Origin of the sequence: Glutamicibacter arilaitensis Re117 (genome assembly GCF_000197735.1) — a bacterium.
Classification (GTDB): domain Bacteria; phylum Actinomycetota; class Actinomycetes; order Actinomycetales; family Micrococcaceae; genus Glutamicibacter; species Glutamicibacter arilaitensis.
In genome coordinates this window covers 1,148,219-1,165,817 of record NC_014550.1, presented here as the reverse complement: position 1 = coordinate 1,165,817, position 17,599 = coordinate 1,148,219, and the positions used below count along the sequence as shown (strand labels likewise).

General features: G+C 57.7%; 20 protein-coding genes and 1 pseudogene. 11 read left to right on the top strand and 10 right to left on the bottom strand.

Annotation, left to right across the window (positions count from 1 at the left end; translation table 11 throughout):
• Positions 1–158 precede the first annotated feature (158 nt).
• Genes AARI_RS05825 through AARI_RS19180 form a run of 4 tightly spaced genes read left to right on the top strand, consistent with a single transcriptional unit; the run spans position 159 to position 3,705 of the window.
• The gene (locus tag AARI_RS05825; protein ID WP_013348404.1) at positions 159–1,172 is read left to right on the top strand and encodes a Bug family tripartite tricarboxylate transporter substrate binding protein; all 1,014 of its coding nucleotides are present in this window, start codon (positions 159–161) and stop codon (positions 1,170–1,172) included.
• Positions 1,169–1,672 (top strand): tripartite tricarboxylate transporter TctB family protein, encoded by a 504-nt coding sequence (locus AARI_RS05820; RefSeq protein ID WP_013348403.1) that lies wholly within the window; start codon positions 1,169–1,171, stop codon positions 1,670–1,672. Before AARI_RS05825 ends, AARI_RS05820 begins: the two co-directional genes overlap by 4 nt.
• Complete coding sequence (locus tag AARI_RS05815; RefSeq protein ID WP_041648573.1) at positions 1,673–3,307, top strand: tripartite tricarboxylate transporter permease; 1,635 nt, start codon at positions 1,673–1,675, stop codon at positions 3,305–3,307.
• Entirely contained in the window at positions 3,304–3,705 is a 402-nt protein-coding gene (locus AARI_RS19180; protein WP_013348401.1) for a universal stress protein, read from the top strand. The genes AARI_RS05815 and AARI_RS19180 overlap by 4 nt, the downstream gene beginning before the upstream one ends.
• A 69-nt stretch (positions 3,706–3,774) precedes the next feature.
• Here the strand turns inward: AARI_RS19180 and AARI_RS05805 are convergent, their stop codons facing one another.
• A complete protein-coding gene (locus tag AARI_RS05805) occupies positions 3,775–4,173 on the bottom strand; it encodes a DUF4282 domain-containing protein (protein WP_013348400.1) in 399 nt (132 codons plus the stop codon).
• A gap of 192 nt (positions 4,174–4,365) precedes the next feature.
• Here AARI_RS05805 and AARI_RS05800 point away from each other — a divergent pair, with 192 nt between their 5' ends.
• Positions 4,366–5,370 carry a S66 family peptidase gene (locus tag AARI_RS05800; protein WP_231849449.1) on the top strand — a complete coding sequence of 335 codons (1,005 nt, stop codon included), beginning with the start codon at positions 4,366–4,368 and terminating at the stop codon, positions 5,368–5,370.
• A 92-nt stretch (positions 5,371–5,462) separates the two neighbouring features.
• Here the strand turns inward: AARI_RS05800 and AARI_RS05795 are convergent, their stop codons facing one another.
• Positions 5,463–6,560 (bottom strand): pyridoxal-phosphate-dependent aminotransferase family protein, encoded by a 1,098-nt coding sequence (locus AARI_RS05795; RefSeq protein ID WP_013348398.1) that lies wholly within the window; start codon positions 6,558–6,560, stop codon positions 5,463–5,465.
• Between the two features lie 408 nt (positions 6,561–6,968).
• Here AARI_RS05795 and AARI_RS20360 point away from each other — a divergent pair.
• The 3 genes and pseudogenes from AARI_RS20360 (at position 6,969) to AARI_RS05785 (ending at position 8,969) form a co-directional block, all read left to right on the top strand.
• A pseudogene (locus AARI_RS20360) lies at positions 6,969–7,637 on the top strand (MFS transporter).
• A gap of 15 nt (positions 7,638–7,652) precedes the next feature.
• Positions 7,653–8,135 (top strand): MFS transporter, encoded by a 483-nt coding sequence (locus AARI_RS20355; RefSeq protein ID WP_338085488.1) that lies wholly within the window; start codon positions 7,653–7,655, stop codon positions 8,133–8,135.
• 105 nt (positions 8,136–8,240) lie between these two features.
• Positions 8,241–8,969, top strand: a complete 729-nt coding sequence (locus AARI_RS05785; protein ID WP_041649460.1) for a type 1 glutamine amidotransferase domain-containing protein — start codon at positions 8,241–8,243, stop codon at positions 8,967–8,969.
• 198 nt (positions 8,970–9,167) lie between these two features.
• On the opposite strand, the gene AARI_RS05780 is transcribed toward AARI_RS05785, so the two are convergent.
• From AARI_RS05780 to truB, 8 genes are all read right to left on the bottom strand, one after another.
• Positions 9,168–9,776 (bottom strand): hypothetical protein, encoded by a 609-nt coding sequence (locus AARI_RS05780; RefSeq protein ID WP_013348396.1) that lies wholly within the window; start codon positions 9,774–9,776, stop codon positions 9,168–9,170.
• On the bottom strand, positions 9,773–10,330 hold the full coding sequence (locus tag AARI_RS05775) for a hypothetical protein (protein WP_013348395.1): 558 nt from the start codon (positions 10,328–10,330) through the stop codon (positions 9,773–9,775). The genes AARI_RS05780 and AARI_RS05775 overlap by 4 nt, the downstream gene beginning before the upstream one ends.
• A 595-nt stretch (positions 10,331–10,925) precedes the next feature.
• Positions 10,926–11,195, bottom strand: coding sequence for a 30S ribosomal protein S15 (gene rpsO / locus AARI_RS05770; RefSeq protein WP_013348393.1), 270 nt, complete (start codon positions 11,193–11,195; stop codon positions 10,926–10,928).
• Between the two features lie 107 nt (positions 11,196–11,302).
• A complete protein-coding gene (locus tag AARI_RS05765; RefSeq protein ID WP_013348392.1) occupies positions 11,303–12,088 on the bottom strand; it encodes a class I SAM-dependent methyltransferase in 786 nt (261 codons plus the stop codon).
• A gap of 4 nt (positions 12,089–12,092) precedes the next feature.
• Positions 12,093–13,046 (bottom strand): bifunctional riboflavin kinase/FAD synthetase, encoded by a 954-nt coding sequence (locus AARI_RS05760; protein ID WP_013348391.1) that lies wholly within the window; start codon positions 13,044–13,046, stop codon positions 12,093–12,095.
• A gap of 63 nt (positions 13,047–13,109) precedes the next feature.
• Positions 13,110–13,577: a hypothetical protein gene (locus AARI_RS05755; protein WP_013348390.1), complete on the bottom strand. Its 468-nt coding sequence runs from the start codon at positions 13,575–13,577 to the stop codon at positions 13,110–13,112.
• A 10-nt stretch (positions 13,578–13,587) separates the two neighbouring features.
• Positions 13,588–13,950 (bottom strand): hypothetical protein, encoded by a 363-nt coding sequence (locus AARI_RS05750; RefSeq protein WP_013348389.1) that lies wholly within the window; start codon positions 13,948–13,950, stop codon positions 13,588–13,590.
• Between the two features lie 17 nt (positions 13,951–13,967).
• A complete protein-coding gene (gene truB, locus AARI_RS05745; RefSeq protein ID WP_013348388.1) occupies positions 13,968–14,891 on the bottom strand; it encodes a tRNA pseudouridine(55) synthase TruB in 924 nt (307 codons plus the stop codon).
• 313 nt (positions 14,892–15,204) lie between these two features.
• Between truB and AARI_RS05740 the strand changes: the two genes are divergently transcribed.
• The 3 genes from AARI_RS05740 (at position 15,205) to AARI_RS05730 (ending at position 17,439) form a co-directional block, all read left to right on the top strand.
• Positions 15,205–15,867, top strand: a complete 663-nt coding sequence (locus AARI_RS05740) for a fasciclin domain-containing protein (RefSeq protein WP_013348387.1) — start codon at positions 15,205–15,207, stop codon at positions 15,865–15,867.
• Between the two features lie 193 nt (positions 15,868–16,060).
• On the top strand, positions 16,061–16,618 hold the full coding sequence (sigK, locus tag AARI_RS05735; protein ID WP_013348386.1) for an ECF RNA polymerase sigma factor SigK: 558 nt from the start codon (positions 16,061–16,063) through the stop codon (positions 16,616–16,618).
• Positions 16,618–17,439, top strand: a complete 822-nt coding sequence (locus AARI_RS05730; protein WP_013348385.1) for an anti-sigma factor — start codon at positions 16,618–16,620, stop codon at positions 17,437–17,439. Before sigK ends, AARI_RS05730 begins: the two co-directional genes overlap by 1 nt.
• The last annotated feature ends 160 nt before the right edge of the window (positions 17,440–17,599 follow it).

Below are 17,599 nucleotides of genomic sequence, written 5' to 3'. Positions count from 1 at the left end.
CTGTGCTACCTTACCGAAGATTCGAATGGTTCAGATCACAATTTCCGGTTACACAATGAACAGTATTTTCTTTGAGTACGCAAGAGTGACCCGGCTCACGATGACACGTAAGTTGGTATCACTCGCAACCCCGATGAAAGCAAAGAGGCTGAATCCCCATGAAACCCTTCAAGCCGTTCCGTGCGCTGAGCGCGCTGGCAGCTGCCGCTGCACTGGCCCTGACCGCCACTGGCTGCGGCGTGACATCAGAGTCTTCCAGCACTGACGCCGCAGAGTCCAAGGGCCCCATCGCGAACCTCCGCATCATGGTGCCGAACACCCCAGGCGGCGGCTACGACACCACTGCCCGTGTTGCCGCCAAGGTCATGGATGACGCATCGCTGGCCAGCAACCCAGAGGTCTTCAACCTTGCAGGTGCCGGCGGCACCGTCGGCTTGGCCCGCATGATCAATGAAAAGGGCAATGGCGACCTGGCCATGCTCATGGGCCTGGGCGTCGTGGGCGCCAGCTACACCAACGAGACCGAAGCCAAGCTGACCGAAACCACGCCGATCGCCAAGCTCATCGAAGAGCCAGGAGCGATCATGGTTTCCAAGGATTCTCCGTACAAGACCATTGACGACTTAGTCAAGGCTTGGAAGGAAGACCCGAGCAAGCTCTCGGTCGGTGGCGGCTCGTCCCCAGGCGGTCCGGACCACCTGCTGCCAATGCAGCTGGCCGAAGCTGTGGGCGTTGATCCCAAGGACGTGAACTTCGTATCCTACGACGGCGGTGGCGATCTGCTGCCAGCCATCCTGGGCAACAAGCTGGCGTTCGCGGCATCCGGCGCCGGCGAATACATGCAGCAGATCGAAGAGGGCTCGGTTCGCGTACTGGCCACCAGTGGTGAAGAACGCTTGGAGGGCGTGGATGCCCCAACCCTGACCGAGTCTGATATCGATCTGGTCTTCTCAAACTGGCGTGGCTTGGTCGCACCACCTGAGATCTCCGAAGAAGACAAGGCCAAGTGGGTCCAGCTGATCACCGAAATGCATGACTCGGCCGAATGGAAGGAAGCATTGGCCACCAACGGCTGGAGCGATGCCTTCATGACCGGTGAAGAGTTCTCTACGTTCCTCGCTGAGCAGGATGAGCGCGTAGCCAGCGTTCTGAAGACCCTGGGTCTGGCGTGAGCGAAGTAAGCACCGCAAAGATGAAACGCGTCGAACTCCTGTTCGCCGCGTTTCTTCTTATCGTCGGCATCATTGTGTTTGTTGATGCGTCGCAGCTCCATGTGACGTACTCCCAGGCAGACGTTGTTGGTCCCAAGGCCCTGCCTTACGTCGTGTCGGGCATTCTGGTTCTTTCGGCCATTGCCTTGGCTATCACCGTGCTGCGAGGAAACCTCGCGACGGGCGAAGAAGGCGAGGATGTGGATCTGAGGCAGCCTTCGGATTGGAAAGTCCTGATTCCGCTGATCGGCATCTTCATGCTGAACCTGCTGATTGTGAACTGGGTTGGTTGGGTTATCTCCGGAACGATCATGTTCTTTGGGACAGCCACCTGCCTGGGTGCCCGGCGCTGGGTTTTGACGCTGGTCATTTCCCTGGCGCTGGCTTTCGGTTCTTTCTACGGCTTCTATCTAGGTCTGGGCATCAAGCTTCCAGCCGGAATACTCTCGGGTGTGCTCTAAATGGAAACTCTAGATTTACTGATGGGCGGATTCGCTTCGGCGCTGACCCCTGTCAACTTGCTTTTCGCTTTCGCCGGCGTGATCTTGGGAACCGCCGTTGGCGTGTTGCCTGGCATCGGGCCTGCCATGGCTGTGGCACTGCTGCTGCCTTTGACCTTCGGAATGGAAACATCCAGCGCGCTGATCATGTTTGCCGGCATTTACTATGGCGGCATGTACGGCGGGTCAACCACTTCGATTCTGCTAAATACCCCCGGTGAATCTGCCACGGTGATCACGGCTATTGAAGGCCATAAAATGGCCAAAGCTGGACGTGCAGCTCAGGCACTGGCCACTGCTGCCATTGGTTCCTTCGTCGCCGGCACTATCGGCACTGCCTTGCTGGTAACGGTCGCGCCGATCGTGGTGAAGTTCGCGGTGAGCCTTGGCGCACCGAGCTACTTTGCCATCATGGTCTTGGCTTTGGTGACCGTGACTGCTGTTTTGGGTTCCTCCAAGATCCGCGGCTTTGCAGCCCTTGGCTTGGGGTTGGCCCTTGGCCTGGTCGGCATGGATCCGGTCTCCGGGCAGCAGCGCCTGACCTTTGGATTCGCACCACTGGTAGATGGTTTGGACATCGTGGTGGTGGCCGTCGCAATCTTCGCCATCGGTGAAGCATTGTGGATTGCCGCCCACCTGCGTACCAGCCCGGCACGTACCATCCCCGTAGGAGCCCCCTGGATGGGCAAAGAGGATTGGAAGCGTTCGTGGAAGCCGTGGCTTCGCGGCACCGCGTTCGGTTTCCCCTTTGGTGCCTTGCCGGCCGGCGGCGCAGAAGTTCCGACTTTCCTTTCCTACGTCACGGAAAAGAAGCTGTCCAAGCATCCTGAAGAGTTCGGCCACGGCGCCATTGAGGGCGTTGCAGGACCTGAAGCGGCCAACAACGCTTCGGCCGCTGGCACCTTGACTCCAATGCTGGCCTTGGGCCTGCCGACCAACGCTACTGCTGCGGTCATGCTGGCTTTCTTGACCATGAAAGGAATCCAGCCCGGTCCTCTGTTGTTCGAAAATGAGCCAGATTTGGTGTGGGCGTTGATTGCCAGCTTGTTCATCGGCAACACCTTGCTGTTGCTGATCAACTTGCCGTTGGCGCCGCTGTGGGCCAAGCTGCTGAAGATTCCTCGCCCGTATCTGTACGCCGGGATCTTGTTCTTCGCAACACTGGGTGCATTCTCCGTGAACATGCAAGTCGCGGATCTCTGGTTGCTGCTGCTAATCGGTTTGCTGGGCTTTGCCCTGCGCCGCTTCGGGCTTCCAGTGCTGCCACTGATCTTGGGTGTCATTATTGGCCCCATGGCCGAGGAGCAGTTGCGCAAGTCGTTCCAGCTTTCCGCCGGTGAAGTTTCTGGGTTGTGGAGCGAGCCGCTTGCAGTTGGCATCTATGTGCTCATTGCAATCCTGTTGCTTTTGCCTGTCGTGATTTCCAGTATTCGACGCAAGCGCGGCACTGGCACCGCAGCCAGCGACGCACTGTTGGCAGGCACTGCGGCAGAGACTGCGAAACCAGTCTTGCACGGTACCGGTTCTGCATCGGAGCAGGAGCCATCAGCAAAGAGAACAGAGCATGCCAACGCTGCTGAAAGTGATGAATCATGACGATCGTAGTGGGTTACATTCCCTCGCCTGAAGGTGAAAGCGCCCTAGCCCGGGCCATTCTCGAAGCTAAATGCCGTGAATCCCGACTCATCGTGGTGAACACGTCAAAAGGCGACCAGCTCATTGATGACAAGCTCATTGATGCGAAACAATTCCACGATTTGGAAGCTCGGCTTTCCGAAGCCGGTATCGATTTCTGGATTGAACGCCATCCGCAAGGTGCCGATGCAGCTGATCAGATTCTCGATATAGCTCGCGCTCAACGAGCGGAGCTCATCGTAATCGGCATGCGCAAGCGGACCCCCATGGGCAAATTCCTCATGGGAAGCAACGCCCAACGGATTCTGCTCCAGGCCTCTTGTCCTGTGCTGTCCTTGAAGGCGTCCAGCAACTGGTAAATCTTTGTTCTACCGGACTGCACATAAAAGACTGGCCCGCACCTTGGTGCGGGCCAGTCTTTGTTGGGATTACTTCTGGTATGGATTAGCCGGTGGCGTGTGGCCGCCATTGGCGGTTGGATCCTGAGGCTGCTGTGGAGCTGGAGGATTACCTGGGAATGGGCGCGGGCCGCCATCTGCTGGCGGGGTGCCACCAGCCAAGCGAACAAGCTCAGCGGTGTTCTCCGCGGTACGAATCTGCGCAATCAAGGACTCGAGTCCTGCACGAACCATCACCAAGTAGATCAGGACGAACAGCGGTCCCACGATCAAGAACATCAAGAAGCCGAGCAAGGCATCAGCTTGGAAGGACGTAACGACAAGTCCAATGTATCCGATGGCCAGCAAGATCATGACCAGGATGTAAACGATCTTGATGATCGACGGAGTAATGAAGCGCTTGAATTCCAAGTCGAAGAGAGACTTCACTTGATTTCCAACTTTCCTTAGAGAAATAGATCTATCCCGCCCCACGTTAGCGAATTCTTCGCAGATCTCCCAGTCCTTGACGCCGAATACTACTAATCTTTGCGAAAAGTTCTTCAGTTCAGCGCCTATTAATTTGCACTTACCATTTTCATGAACCATGTCAACGCCTAAACTAAATGCATGCAAACTCAAGTGTCACCATCGATAGTTCCTGCTCGACTGCGCACCGGAGACACCCTCCGGGCCATCGCACCATCTTGCTCGCGCACGTTTGTGCTGGAGTTCGACAACAGGAAGTGGATCAATGAACGCTTCGCTGCCATGGGACTCAAGCAGGAATTCGGCAAGCACGTTGATGAGAATGATAGTTTCGACAGCTCGCCAATCTCTTCTCGCATAGCCGACATGCACGCGGCCTTTGCCGATCCATCGGTGGCGGGAATCATCTCGGTGATTGGAGGCTTCAATTCAAACGAACTGCTCCCCCACCTCGACTGGGAGCTCATCGCAGCGAACCCCAAGGTCTTCTGCGGATATTCCGATTTCACCGCTCTAGCTAATGCGGTGCACGCCAAAACCGGATTGGTCACCTACGTCGGTGCGCATTGGTCATCTTTTGGCATGCGCGATCATTTTGAACCAACTGGACAATGGTTCCAAACCGCAACCCACGAGCATTCATGGTCAATTGAGCACACTAGCGAGTTCACCGATGACTTGTGGTTCATGGATCAAGACCACAGGACTGTACACACGACCGAAGGTCCATGGGTCCTCACCCCGGGAACGGCAACCGGCAAGGTCATTGGCGGAAACCTGGGAACCCTCCATCTGCTGCAGGGCACCGAATTCATGCCGTCCTTGGACGGAACAATACTGTTCATCGAAGAAGATAGCTCAGAAGACATCCACGAAGTCGCTCGGAAGCTTGCTTCCATTCTGCAATCGCCTGCTGGCGCCCTCATCACCGGGCTGGCAATTGGACGTTTCCAGTTGGAATCCGGCATTACCCGCAGTCTTTTGGAGCAAGTTATCGCTAAGCACCCGATTCTGCAGCGCATCCCGGTCGTGGCCAACCTCGATTTCGGGCACACCTCGCCCATGTTCACATTGCCAATCGGCGGATACGCCGCACTGTCATCCAATAATGGTTCAGTGCAGTTGCGTTTTGCCCATGAGCAGGAACAGTTGGGCTGAGCTGACCACAAAAAACACGAGGCGGGGCCAACCAGGAATTCCTGGTCGGTCCCGCCTCGATTCATGTCAAAGGATCGCAGGCCCTAAAACGCTCAGGCCTTGTCGATCGCTTCCTTAAGCGCAGTCAGCAACAGTGCTACCGATCCCGGATTCGCATTAGGGCCCATCATGCCGATGCGCCATACGGTGCTGGCATACTTGCCGACGCCACCGCCAATTTCAATGTTGAAGCGATCCAGCAGGTACCCACGGACCTTTGCCGAGTCAACACCTTCAGGAACGTTGACCGTAGTCAGCTGCGGCAGACGGAAGCCTTCCTGGGCGAAAAGCTCCAGCCCCACTTCCTGCAGGCCCTCCTGCAGCAAGGTGCCAGCTTCCTGGTGGCGTGCGGTCACAGCATCCAGGCCTTCAGCCAAGATACGGTCAATACCGGCTTCCAGCGAAGCCACCATCGATACCGGCGCGGTGTGGTGGTAGGTGCGCTGGCCTCCGGTAGCACCGGTGGCATAGCCGCCGAGCAACCCTAGATCCAAGTACCAGGACTGCGGCTTTTCGACACGGCGCTCGAAAGCCCGATCCGAAATGGTGAACGGTGCCAGACCAGGGGCAACGCCAATGCACTTCTGCGTGCCGGCATAGCCAACGTCAATACCCCATTCATCGGCCAGCACTGGCATGCCGCCGATGGAGGTCACTGCATCGGTAATCAGCAAGGCATCGCCCTTGATTGCACCCAGCGCGGCAATGTCTGAAACCACACCGGTGCTGGTTTCTGCGTGGACGCCGGCGATGACAGCTGGGTTCGGGTGCGCTTGGGCAACGCGCTGGGCATTAATCGGGGTGCCGTACTCATGGTCTACACGGACCACTTCGGCTCCGACGCGGGATGCAACTTCGCACATGCGCTCGCCGAACAGGCCGTTGATCGCAATGACAGCGACATCGCCAGGGTTGATGGTGCTGACGAAAGCCGCCTCCATGCCGGCCGAGCCGGTGGCACTCAACGGCAAGGTACGCGAGTTCTCGGTGCCCCAGAGAGTGCGCAAGCCATTGGCGACGCGATCCATGCGTGCAATGAATTCCGGATCCAGGTGTCCCAGCAATGGCAGGCCGAGAGCCGCCGTTGCTTCTGGATAGGGATTGCATGGACCTGGTCCGAACAGGTGGCGCTGAAGAACAGTCTTGCTCATGACGACTCTCTTTCATCTCAATGGGATGTTCCAACTAGACCTCAGCATATCCTCTCAATAGGAGGAAAACGAAAGATTAGTTCCGCATTACAGAATTTTTCATCGCGACGTCAGGGGAATTTCACTTCCGGATTCGCTTACACTTTTCAGTCCTAGGAGCTGGCTGAAAATGAAACTTTCGCTTGTCTGATCTTTCACCGCAGCGCTTCTCACTGTGCCTTCCCTGCTGGCATTCCTATTTCGCGATAACGTCCAAAAAATGTCGATGCAAGTCACGGATCTTCCACCAGGGCTAAACAGCTGTTAAGTTCTATTCGTGACTGACATTTCTTCATCACCGACAACACCACAGACCTTGTCCCGTACCCGGGACGGCGCCTCGCTCGGTGAGTCAGGACGACATTTCATATGAGCACTCCCGCGTTGAAGAAAACCACGGCCGCTCCCCTATATGCAGCCGGCTTCACCACGGCTTTCGGCGCCCATAGCATCGCGGCAGGCCTCGGTTCCGAAATCGGTACTCTGGGCACCAGTTTGCTCACCTTGGGAATTTTGCTGGCCGTATATGATCTCGCCGAAGTCATCCTCAAACCGATCTTCGGTACGCTCAGCGACCGGATCGGCTCCAAACCAATCATCATCGGTGGGCTGATCGTCTTCACCCTAATGCCGTCCATCGGCATCTTCGCGCAGACGCCACTGGCTTTGGGGCTGGTAAGACTCGGGCAAGGAGCCGCGGCCTCGGCCTTCTCACCAGCCGCGTCGGCCGCCGTTGCACGAATGTCGGGATAGAACACCGGTCGTTACTTCGGACGCTACGGGGCTTGGAAAACCCTGGGATATGTCACTGGCCCGCTGCTTGGCGCACTGCTAATCCACTTCGGCGGTTTCCCTGCCCTGTTCGCGGCCATGGCCGTAATCTCTCTTGTTGCCTCACTGTGGGTATGGCGCAGCATGCCGGCGCTCCCGGTTCTTCCCAAGACCCGCTACACCATCAAGGATCTTGCCCGCCAAACGATGGAACCGGGTTTTCTCATGCCCACCCTCGTCCTTGCAGCGGCCACCGGCGCGCTGTGAACAGCTGTCGGATTCCTGCCCTTGCTGGGCACCGAGTTGGGTCTGGACAATGGGCTGAGCACGGGCATCGTTTCGGTCTTGGCATTGAGCTCCGCAGCGATCCAGCCTTGGGCTGGAAAGCTGAAGGATGAGGCCCTGATTTCCTCACATGCCGGCATGGTCGGCGGGCTGTTGCTCATCGCTGCGGGCTTGTCTGTTGCCGCTGCGTGGCCAAGCACGTCGGCGCTCTTTGCCTGCGCGGTTTTAGCGGGCCTCGGCATCGGTATCGCCACCCCTCTGGGCTTCGCGCATCTAGCCGCGTCAACGGCCCCGGAACGCATGGGACGCACCATGGGATCTGCCGAGCTGGGCCGCGAAATGGGCGATGCCGGTGGTCCGTTGCTGGTCGGATCCATTGCTGCTGCGGCCAGTCTCGCGACGGGGCTTTGGGTTCTTTCCGTACTCGTTGTGGTGATTGCCGCTTTGGCCTTTGTGTTTCTGCGCCGACGCCGAACTTAGCACACGCTGGGACTTCGATAAGGAATTCTGGGAACTGGCGTGCAACCCTTGCAACGGCCCGCCCTTTGTACAAGGGTGGAGGTACGAATGCGAAAGGAGCACGCCTTGAAGAAAATCCTCATGGTCCTGACCAGCGTTTCCGAAATCGGTGAGGACAAGGAGCCCACCGGATACAACGTCGCAGAAGCCGCCCATCCTTGGAAGGTGTTCCGGGATTCCGGTCACTTCGTCGACTTCGCATCAATCAAGGGTGGCCAGCCGCCACGCGACACCGTGGATCAGGATGACCCGATCCAGGTGCAATTCACCCAAGACGAAACGACCCGAGCCGGCCTGTACAACACCGCCCGGGTGGGAGTCGTCGATCCCGAACAGTATGACGCGGTGTATCTCGTTGGAGGCCACGGCACCATGTGGGACTTCCCGGACAATGAAGGACTGCAAAAGCTGGTCGGCGCCATCTACAACAAGGGCGGCGTTGTCGGTGCGGTCTGCCACGGCCCGGCCGGTCTGCTTGATGTCGAACTGCATCATGGTTTGAAGCTCTTGAGTGGCAAAACCGTTGCGGCATTCACCAACGATGAAGAGGTCGCCGTAGGCAAGGACAAGATCATTCCGTTCTTCTTGGCCGACAAGCTCACCGAGCAAGGCGCCACGCATATTGCCGCCGATAACTTCGAAGAGAATGTCCAAGTCTCCGAACGCCTGGTCACCGGACAGAACCCGGCCTCCGCGGCCGGTGTCGCCAAGGAAATGGAAAAGCTCTTGGCCGAAGTGATCCACCAAGAGAAGGCCGCTGAAGCCGAAGCAGCCGCTCAAGACGGAGCCGAATAAGCAAAAATGTAATGCAGCCTGAAGATTCATAAAGAACTCTTGGATCCGCGTAATTTCGCGGATCCAAGAGTTTTTAACTTCCACTGGCCTTGATATGACGCATCCCGTAGCTGAAGCAATACTGACCGGGCGCATCAAGGTACAAGCAGATTTGAGCCCAGCCATCTGGAAGGCTGAACCGGGAGGTATGGAAGCGGGCTACCGCTGAACGAAGACCTGCAGTCCGCTTCCTCGTGTGAACCCCAGTTTTTCGTATCGCATCGCCATGGTTTCATCCGCAGCTATGGCTGCCACCACGGACTTAGACGGCAAGACCGAAATGGCTGAGCGAAGATCGGCTAACACTCCGGAGGTTGAACCTGGTATTTGAGCAAGCGAAGAGAGAATGTAGAGCTCCCCTACAGGTAGACCACGGATGCCCAGAGCTACTTCTCCTTGACGCGCCATGGTTGCCATGCCGGCAGCCAACCAGATCATCAGCAAAGCGCTGATGCCGAATCCGGCAATTTGAACCCAGGCACTTCCAACCTGCAAGAAACGAACGGCTAGAGCCAGCAAAGCTGGAACGCATAATGCTACGAGGAACAAGCACAATCGGAGCAGAGCCGGCACCGGTCTGTTGCGCAGCAGCACGAAAACGCCCAACCTGTTACTGGTCAGGTGTATATGACGGCTCCCGGCGGACACCAGCGAAAGCAGCTGCGCAAGGAAAATAAATGCGGCACTAGCTGTGCCCTTACCGAAGGCAAGACTGGTGATGCGAGCAGCTTGGCAGGTGTCCCGTATGAGCCCGATAATGCTCGTCAATCGATTGGGTCTGGTTCGCAACCTGGCCGTCCATGCATCGCAAAAGCCTTCTCATACAGAGTGGCGCTCTCATCCGGCCAGCCTGGATCTCGCGGAACGACACCGGTAGCAGCCCAGAGCGTCTCCCTTAGCCACTGTGCGAATCCAGCTACACGGAAGTTGCCTACAGCGCCTGCATCCCCTTCAGCATGCTCAAGCAAGACAATTGCTCGCCTCATCCCACCGAGCTCGTCCTGAATGACGTTCCACAACTCTTCATCCTTAGTGAACACAACGTCGTAGATGTCTTCATCTTCTTCGGGAGGCCATTCCATCATTTCGCGTTCAACCGGCAATGACCGGGAAGCAAGGAGCTCTGGGTCGGAAATATCGTAGGCTGCAACTACACGTGCCGAGTCTACGTATTCATCGATGAGGTTGCCGGCGAACCTGGAGTAGTCGAAGGTCTTGCCACCCAACGAGGTGAGAAGTGCTGCAGCTTCCGACACGCGTGGAGCAGCACAAACCCCGTAGTGCGCACGAGTGGCTTGCAGGAGTTCTTGGTAGTCAGTCATAGTTTCACAATTGAAACACGATTAGTGCCGCCAACAGTAGCTGGTGACACCAGTGCTTCGTGCAGGTTATTTCTTAGGTCGAGATTCCGTAGAAGAGATGAACGCTAGTGTTCCGCTTGTTCGGGTGGTAGCGCCACCTGCACCCCTTCTTGCCGCGGGTGACATTCTTGATTTTGGTCAGGCACTTGGCGCTGATGAAGATCATATTGCCCTTGCACGTTGCCAGGTAGCAGTCGCGCTTCTTCGGCTTGCTCTTCTTGCTGTTCTCCTTGATGGTCTTGGAGATAGCCCTACCGGCTACGAGAACGAGGGCTCCTCCGATAACAAAGGCAGCACCGACAGCCAGGTAATAAATTGCGGTGTTAACCTTTCGAGTAGCTTCAGGGCCCTTTCGGAAGCCAACTCCGTCTTTTTCCTGCCGGCAATGCCGTATCTGGGGTGCAGAGATCTATGCGAATGCTGTTTTGGAGATCATTATTCGAGATTCGTGCCGACGACTCAGGAGCCGATGACGCGGTCCCACGGCCTGGAGGTTAAGAAAAATCCCCGTCTCCTGAAGCGGAGACGGGGATTTTTCTTGCTCTGAAGCAGAGGACTACTTGCGCAGGCCCAGACGCTCGATCAGCGAACGGTAACGCTCGATGTCGGTGTTCTTCAGGTAGCCGAGCATACGACGACGACGACCAACCAGAGCCATCAGGCCACGGCGGGTGTGGTGATCATGCTTGTGCATCTTCAGGTGCTCGGTCAGGTCCGAAATACGGCGGGACATGACGGCAATCTGAACCTCAGGCGAACCGGTGTCACCCTCGTGGGTAGCGTAAGCCTTGATGATTTCGTTCTTGATAGTGGCATCCAATGCCATAACAAACTCCTAGAGTTGGACCGCGTTCATAAGTCAGTGCGAACGCCAAAACGTTCGCGGTGGAAACTCGCAACCGCGGACTGCAGCGAGAACCATCGTCAATCATATCACCGACGTGTGCGCCGGCGGGACCTCCAGGCATGGGTGAGATACGGCACCTGCACCTTTTCACCTTGCTCATGTCCCAGATGCTCGTGCCAATACCAATCCAAATTTGCTTCCACTTTGGCGCGGGTAGCCTCCGACGACCTGCGGTAGTAGCTGCGGGACTTGGTCAGTTCAATAATTTCTTGGAATTCCAGCGGCATGGACCAGTGCCAGATGCCATGTTCCGGTTTCTGGAACTGCGCACCCAGCGGTGGTTCCAGCTCTGGCCGGTGCACATCCCCTGCATGCATGATGCGAGCCAGACGGTGCACCCACGGAATGGAAACATCCAGCTGGTTCCACAACAGGGTCAGCCAGCCGCCATCGTGAAGCAAGCGGGCGGCCTCAGCGCTGGCTTTCGGGTGGTCCACCCAATGCCAAGCCTGCGCATAGGTCACCAGATCCGCGCTGTCGCTAGCCAGCCCGGTGTCCTCGCCCGGAGCACAAGTGATCTGGATTTGAGGCAGTCGCTGGGAAAGCACCGAGAGCATTTCTGCCGATGGATCTACAGCCCTGACCTCCAGCCCCTCGCTGACCAGTTGTTCGGTGAAAATCCCCGAACCGCAACCGATATCAATCGCCGTGGACGGCTGGTGCTGCAACGTGAAGTCCAAGGATTCCTGCGGATAGGAAGGCCGGATCTTATCGTAGCTTTCGGCATCTGTTTGGAACGCAGAAGCTAGTTCAGTGCGGCGCTGCGCGCCCACCACGAAAGCCCGCTGCGGCAACGAAGGTATTTCAGCCATGAATTCAGTGGCGTTCGGTAGCTAAGACCGCGCGTGCCTGGTCAACGTCCTCAGTCATCTGTTCAATCAAGGCTTCGATGCCCCGGTAAGCCACCATGGGACGCAAATGGGAAATGAACTCCACAACAATCTGCTGCCCGTATAGGTCGAAGTCTTCCACGCCTTCTTCCGGGCGATCAATCACATGGGCTTCAACCACACGCTTCACTCCTTCAAAGGTCGGGTTTGAGCCCACGGAAATTGCCGCTGGCCACCGCACTTCGGCCTCGTCGATGACCCAACCGGCGTACACGCCATCAGCAGGGATAATGCCTGTGGCTTCGGGATCAAGATTCGCAGTAGGGAATCCAAGCTCGCGACCCCGGGCATGCCCATGCACTACTTCCCCGCGCATGCGGTGCGGGCGGCCAAGGATCGCGGCGGCGGCTTCGACATTGCCGGCTGCCAGTTCTTCGCGAACCCAGGTCGAAGACAAGCGGCGCTTGTCCCCCACGTCTTCCACGCCAATTACGTCGAAACCGTATTTGGTTCCCAGCTCCTGCATGTAGCTGAAGTCCCCGGAATTGCCATGTCCAAAGCGCACATCGTGTCCGACAACTACGGCTACGGCATTGAGCTTTTCCACAATGATCGAGCGCACGAAATCTTCAGCGCTTTGATCAGCGAATTCCAGCGTGTAGTGGATCATCAGCGTGGCATCCAAGCCAACGCTGGCCAAGGTATCGACGCGATCTGCGATGCCCATGATCAGTTCGGGAGCATCGTCGGGACGGTGCACTAAGGCCGGATGCGGGTCAAAAGTGATCGCCACTGATTGAGCAGAGCGTGCTTTGGCCTGCGTGACAGCTGCGTCCAGCACTTCGCAGTGCCCAAGGTGGACGCCATCAAAGTTGCCAATGGTCACGACAGTGGGAGCCATATCCGCGGGGACGGCATCCAAGCCCTTCCAATAGTGCACTTTGCTCCTTACACAAAACTCTTGTGGTGAATGAAAACCCACCGAAGTAATTCTTGCACGTCTTTAAGCGTGACGCTCACTACGGTTACGGTACAACCACCACAAACCAACAATCGGCAAGACTAGTGGGATGTATCCATAGCCCTCGCCAAAGCCGCTCCATACCGATGGATGCGCGAAAACTTCGGGATGGGTCAGCGACAAGATGCCCACCACGATAACGCCAACCAATTCAATGCCCACCGCGTACAGCGAGACCAGCCAGGCGCCACGCTTGGCTGAAGACAGTGAGAACGTGGCAACGATATAGATCAATCCGGAAATCAGGGACAAGCTGTAGGCTACCTGCGCCTCATCGAATTTGCTCATGATCTGGTACACCGCCCGCACGGTGGCGGCCAGCGCGAGGATGCCATAGACGGCAATGATCACTCGCCCCAGGCCAGTGGTCCGGCTCGGTTTCGGAGCTTTATCGGCGTTCCGATTCTGCGCGGCCTGCATGATCCGTGAGTTGCGTGGCTTCTCGCCCATCAAAGTACTCCTACTGCCAGATCTGTTCCATGCGGAACAGCATTACGAAGGTGACGGCGGCTGATGCGGCCAGCACAGAGTTGGACCAGCGGCTCTTCTCGCTGATAGCCCAGAAGAAGGCCACCGGCGGCATGACCAACGCCGTGATCAGATACCCCCAGAATTCCACCGGATCGCCCTGGACCTGATTACCGCCAATTTGGCGGATGGCAGCCGAGATCCCATAGACAACCAGGAAAAGCTCGGTGGCAGCCGCACCGATGAGCGCCCAGTCATCGGGGTGCTTTCGAATGGCGGTAGCGATAACCGCCACCACCAGTGCCAGCGCACAGATCACCGCACCGGCGATGAAGAATCCATTCAAGGAAATCAAGCTAGGTCCTTTCAGGATTACTTGGCGGTGAAGACCAAGGCGGTGCGCGCTTTCTCGCCCTTGTCTTCCAACAGGGCAACCAGCACGCCGTTGGGAGCGAAAGCGGCAACGGTCTGGCCTTCAGCAACATCCATGCTCAGGTGCGAGGCAGGGATCGTACGGCCGAAGGACAGCTCCACTGCTTCATCGACGCTGACCGTGCGGTTGGGGAACAGCGCAGCTGCGGCCTTTTCAATCGGGAGAATCTCGAATTCCTGGGCCAGCTGCTCCAAGGTACGGGTGAGTTCGATCTTGTACGGACCGACCTCGGTACGGCGCAGGGCGGTGAGGTGTCCGCCAACATTCAACGCCTCGCCCAGATCGCGGGCCAGTGCACGGATGTAGGTTCCCGACGTGCAGGAAACGGTGACATCCACGTCCAGGATCTTGCCGCCGTTTTCGCGGCGCACTTCATGGATCTCGAATCGCGAAATGGTTACCGGCCGGGCCTTGAGCTCCACTTGTTCGCCAGCGCGCACGCGGGCGTACGAGCGCTTGCCATCTACCTTGATCGCCGAGACCGAGCTGGGGATCTGCTCGATGTCGCCGCGCAGCTTTGCTACTTCGCGTTCGATGTCTTCGTCGCTGACCGCAGCAGCAATGCGCTCGGAAATGATCTCGCCTTCGGCATCATCGGTGACGGTGTTCTGTCCCAGACGGATGGTGGCGGTGTAGGTCTTGTCGTGTCCGACGATGTAGGTAAGGAGCCGGGTTGCCTTGTTTACGCCGATAACCAGCACGCCGGTGGCCATCGGGTCCAGGGTACCTGCGTGGCCCACTTTTCGGGTCCCGGCAAGCCTGCGGATGCGGCCCACCACATCGTGGGACGTCATTCCCTGGTCTTTGTCGACTAATACGAGGCCTGAGGCCTGCTCTTCAGTGTTCTGCCCGGCTTTACTCACGCCTTCCAGTATATGGGCTGTACCGGAAATTAGCCTGCCCGCTGGAACAAGCGTGGCAGATCCCACTCGCTGCCCATTCCCAGCGGCCGGCAACGCTCCGGCCTTCGCCCAGAATGCGGGCTTCAAGTGCCCGAGACCCGGTTCGCCAGCAAGCAGTACCTGCGGTTTTCTCGGGTTTTCGGCAGGAAGCAAGAATATTTTCAAAAGAATCCAATCCGTGGAGCATCCAGCCCCGAATGCTCATTGACAACCTGATCCGCACGGACAGGAAAAGGACCGACGACATCAGTCGCGGCGAAGCAAGGAGAAAATCATGAAGCGCACATACAGCAAAGTCGCTGGAGCATTCGGGCTCATCGCAGTCGCCGCCATGGGACTGAGCGCCTGCTCGACCGGTTCGGAAACCATGGAATCACCCACCGCCTCCGCATCGGAAAGCAGCTCGCCGATGGCAAGCGAATCTGCAATGGATCCGGCAAGCAATCTCGTGGGCAGCGGCTGCGCCGCCTACGCCGAAGCAGTGCCAACCGGTGACGGTTCGGTAGCAGGCATGGCCAAGGATCCAGTGGCCGTTGCAGCTTCCAACAACCCGTTGCTCACCACGCTGACTTCCGCAGTTTCCGGAAAGCTGAACCCGGACGTTGACCTGGTCGACACCCTCAATGGCGACGAATTCACCGTCTTCGCTCCGGTTGATGACGCATTCGCCGCAATCCCGAAGGATGACCTGGCCGCTGTGGCCAAGGACGCGGACACCCTGAGCAGCATCCTGACCTACCATGTGATTCCCGGCCAGATCGCACCAGATGATCTTCCCGGAACCCATGCAACCGTCCAGGGCGAGGATGTAGAAGTCACCGGCAGCGGCGACGACCTCGAGGTCAATGGCGCTTCGGTCATCTGCGGTGGCGTGCAGACCGCCAACGCTACCGTGTACCTGGTGGACACCGTCCTGATGCCGCCAGCCAAGAAGTAGCATCAGCAGAATCGCAAGGCCGCCGGCATGAAGGTGATGCGTGGAGTTTAATCCAGGCATCACCTTCGCTGGTGCAATGAGTGATTGATTCCCGAGGCTGGACTTTTCGCGAAACGCCACGCCTGAGCAAACAACCCGATTGACACCGATGCGTGAGACTCTAGGATTCATGAGTTCAAATAGACTCGACGCCATGGAAGACGATTCCGTTCGCACACCAGACGCCCTGATGCAACAGGTCGCGCTGGGAGAAGAGTCTGCCTTCGAATTGCTCTACGATGCCATGGCTTCCCGAGTTTTCGGACTCGTGCTGCGGGTGCTTCGCGACAGGGCACAGAGTGAAGAAGTCACCCAGGAAGCTTTCGTCGAAGCCTGGCAACAGGCCCGGCGATTTGATCCGGCAAGAGGCACCGCCGCTTCGTGGCTACTGACCATTGCCCACCGCCGGGCCGTGGACCGGGTGCGTTCGAGCCAAGCAAGCCAGGCACGGGATTTGCGCATTGGAATCAAGGACTTCGAAGACAGTTACGATGACGTGGAAGAAAACGCCATCCTGCAAGATGAAGCCCAGCGCGTCTCCCAAGCACTGCAACGGCTCACCGTACCGCAGCGCGAGGCCATACACCTGGCTTACTTTGGCGGATATACCCACCTGGAAGTCGCCGAGATGCTGAAAATACCGGTGGGAACCGCCAAAACGCGAATACGCGATGGAATGAGCAAACTTCGAGACCTGATGGGAGTGGCGTAATGGACAAGCATGAGAACGAGCGGACCGATACCTTCGCCCTGGATGCTTTGGGAGAACATGAACGCGAAGAGCTGAACCAGTATCCTGATTCCGCCCCGGCTCGCCACGAGCTCGATGCCCTGCAGGAAACTGCTGGGCTGCTAGGCCTTGATGCACAGCCGATCGCTCCTCCGGCACGGCTGAAGAGCAGCGTTATGGCCGCCATCCGCACCACCGAGCAGTTGCCTCCCGCTGAGGACCAGGAGCCTGCCATGGACAGCGCCCCCGTGAGCGCTCCAACTAGTGACGCTAAAATTGAATCCGGTTCCCCGGTGCAACCTCCGGCCCCGCAGGCAGGATCAGGACGCGGTACGCAACGCTTCTTCGCCTTGGCAGCAGGCGTGCTGCTGCTAGCAGCGGTGGCCTTGGGCGGATTAGCTATTAACCAAACCTCCCAGCAGCGCGAGCTTGAAAACAAGTTGGCTGCCATGGCCTCGCATCAAGAAGAGCTCACCAAGATCCTCAGCGCTCCCGATGCCAAGTCGAAAACCCAGACACTGGATGACGGGGCTCGCATCACATTGTCCTACTCCGCTGCTGAGGGCCTGATGGCAGTATCCACTTCTGGCATGCCCGAGCTGTCGAGCGACAAAGGCTACGAGCTGTGGCTGATTTCGTCCGATGGGGCGATTCCTGCGGGTATGCTCGCTGGTGGCGATGCCGACGGCATGATCATGCTTTCAGATCCCATGCAGGGAGTCACGCACTTCGGGATCACTGTCGAGCCGGCCACCGGCTCCCCTGCCCCGACAACAGATCCCATCATGGTCCAGTCGCTGTAAATCTGCACAATTTCTTGTAGCCGATTCCAATCCGCAGCGCTGCCTGTTCCGAAAACACTATGAGTGGTTGTTCCCCTGTATTCCGCAGGGGAACATGGATCGCAACGCATGAGGTGAGTGGCAGTGGGCATTTCCAAGAAACGCAACAGCAGAGTTCTCG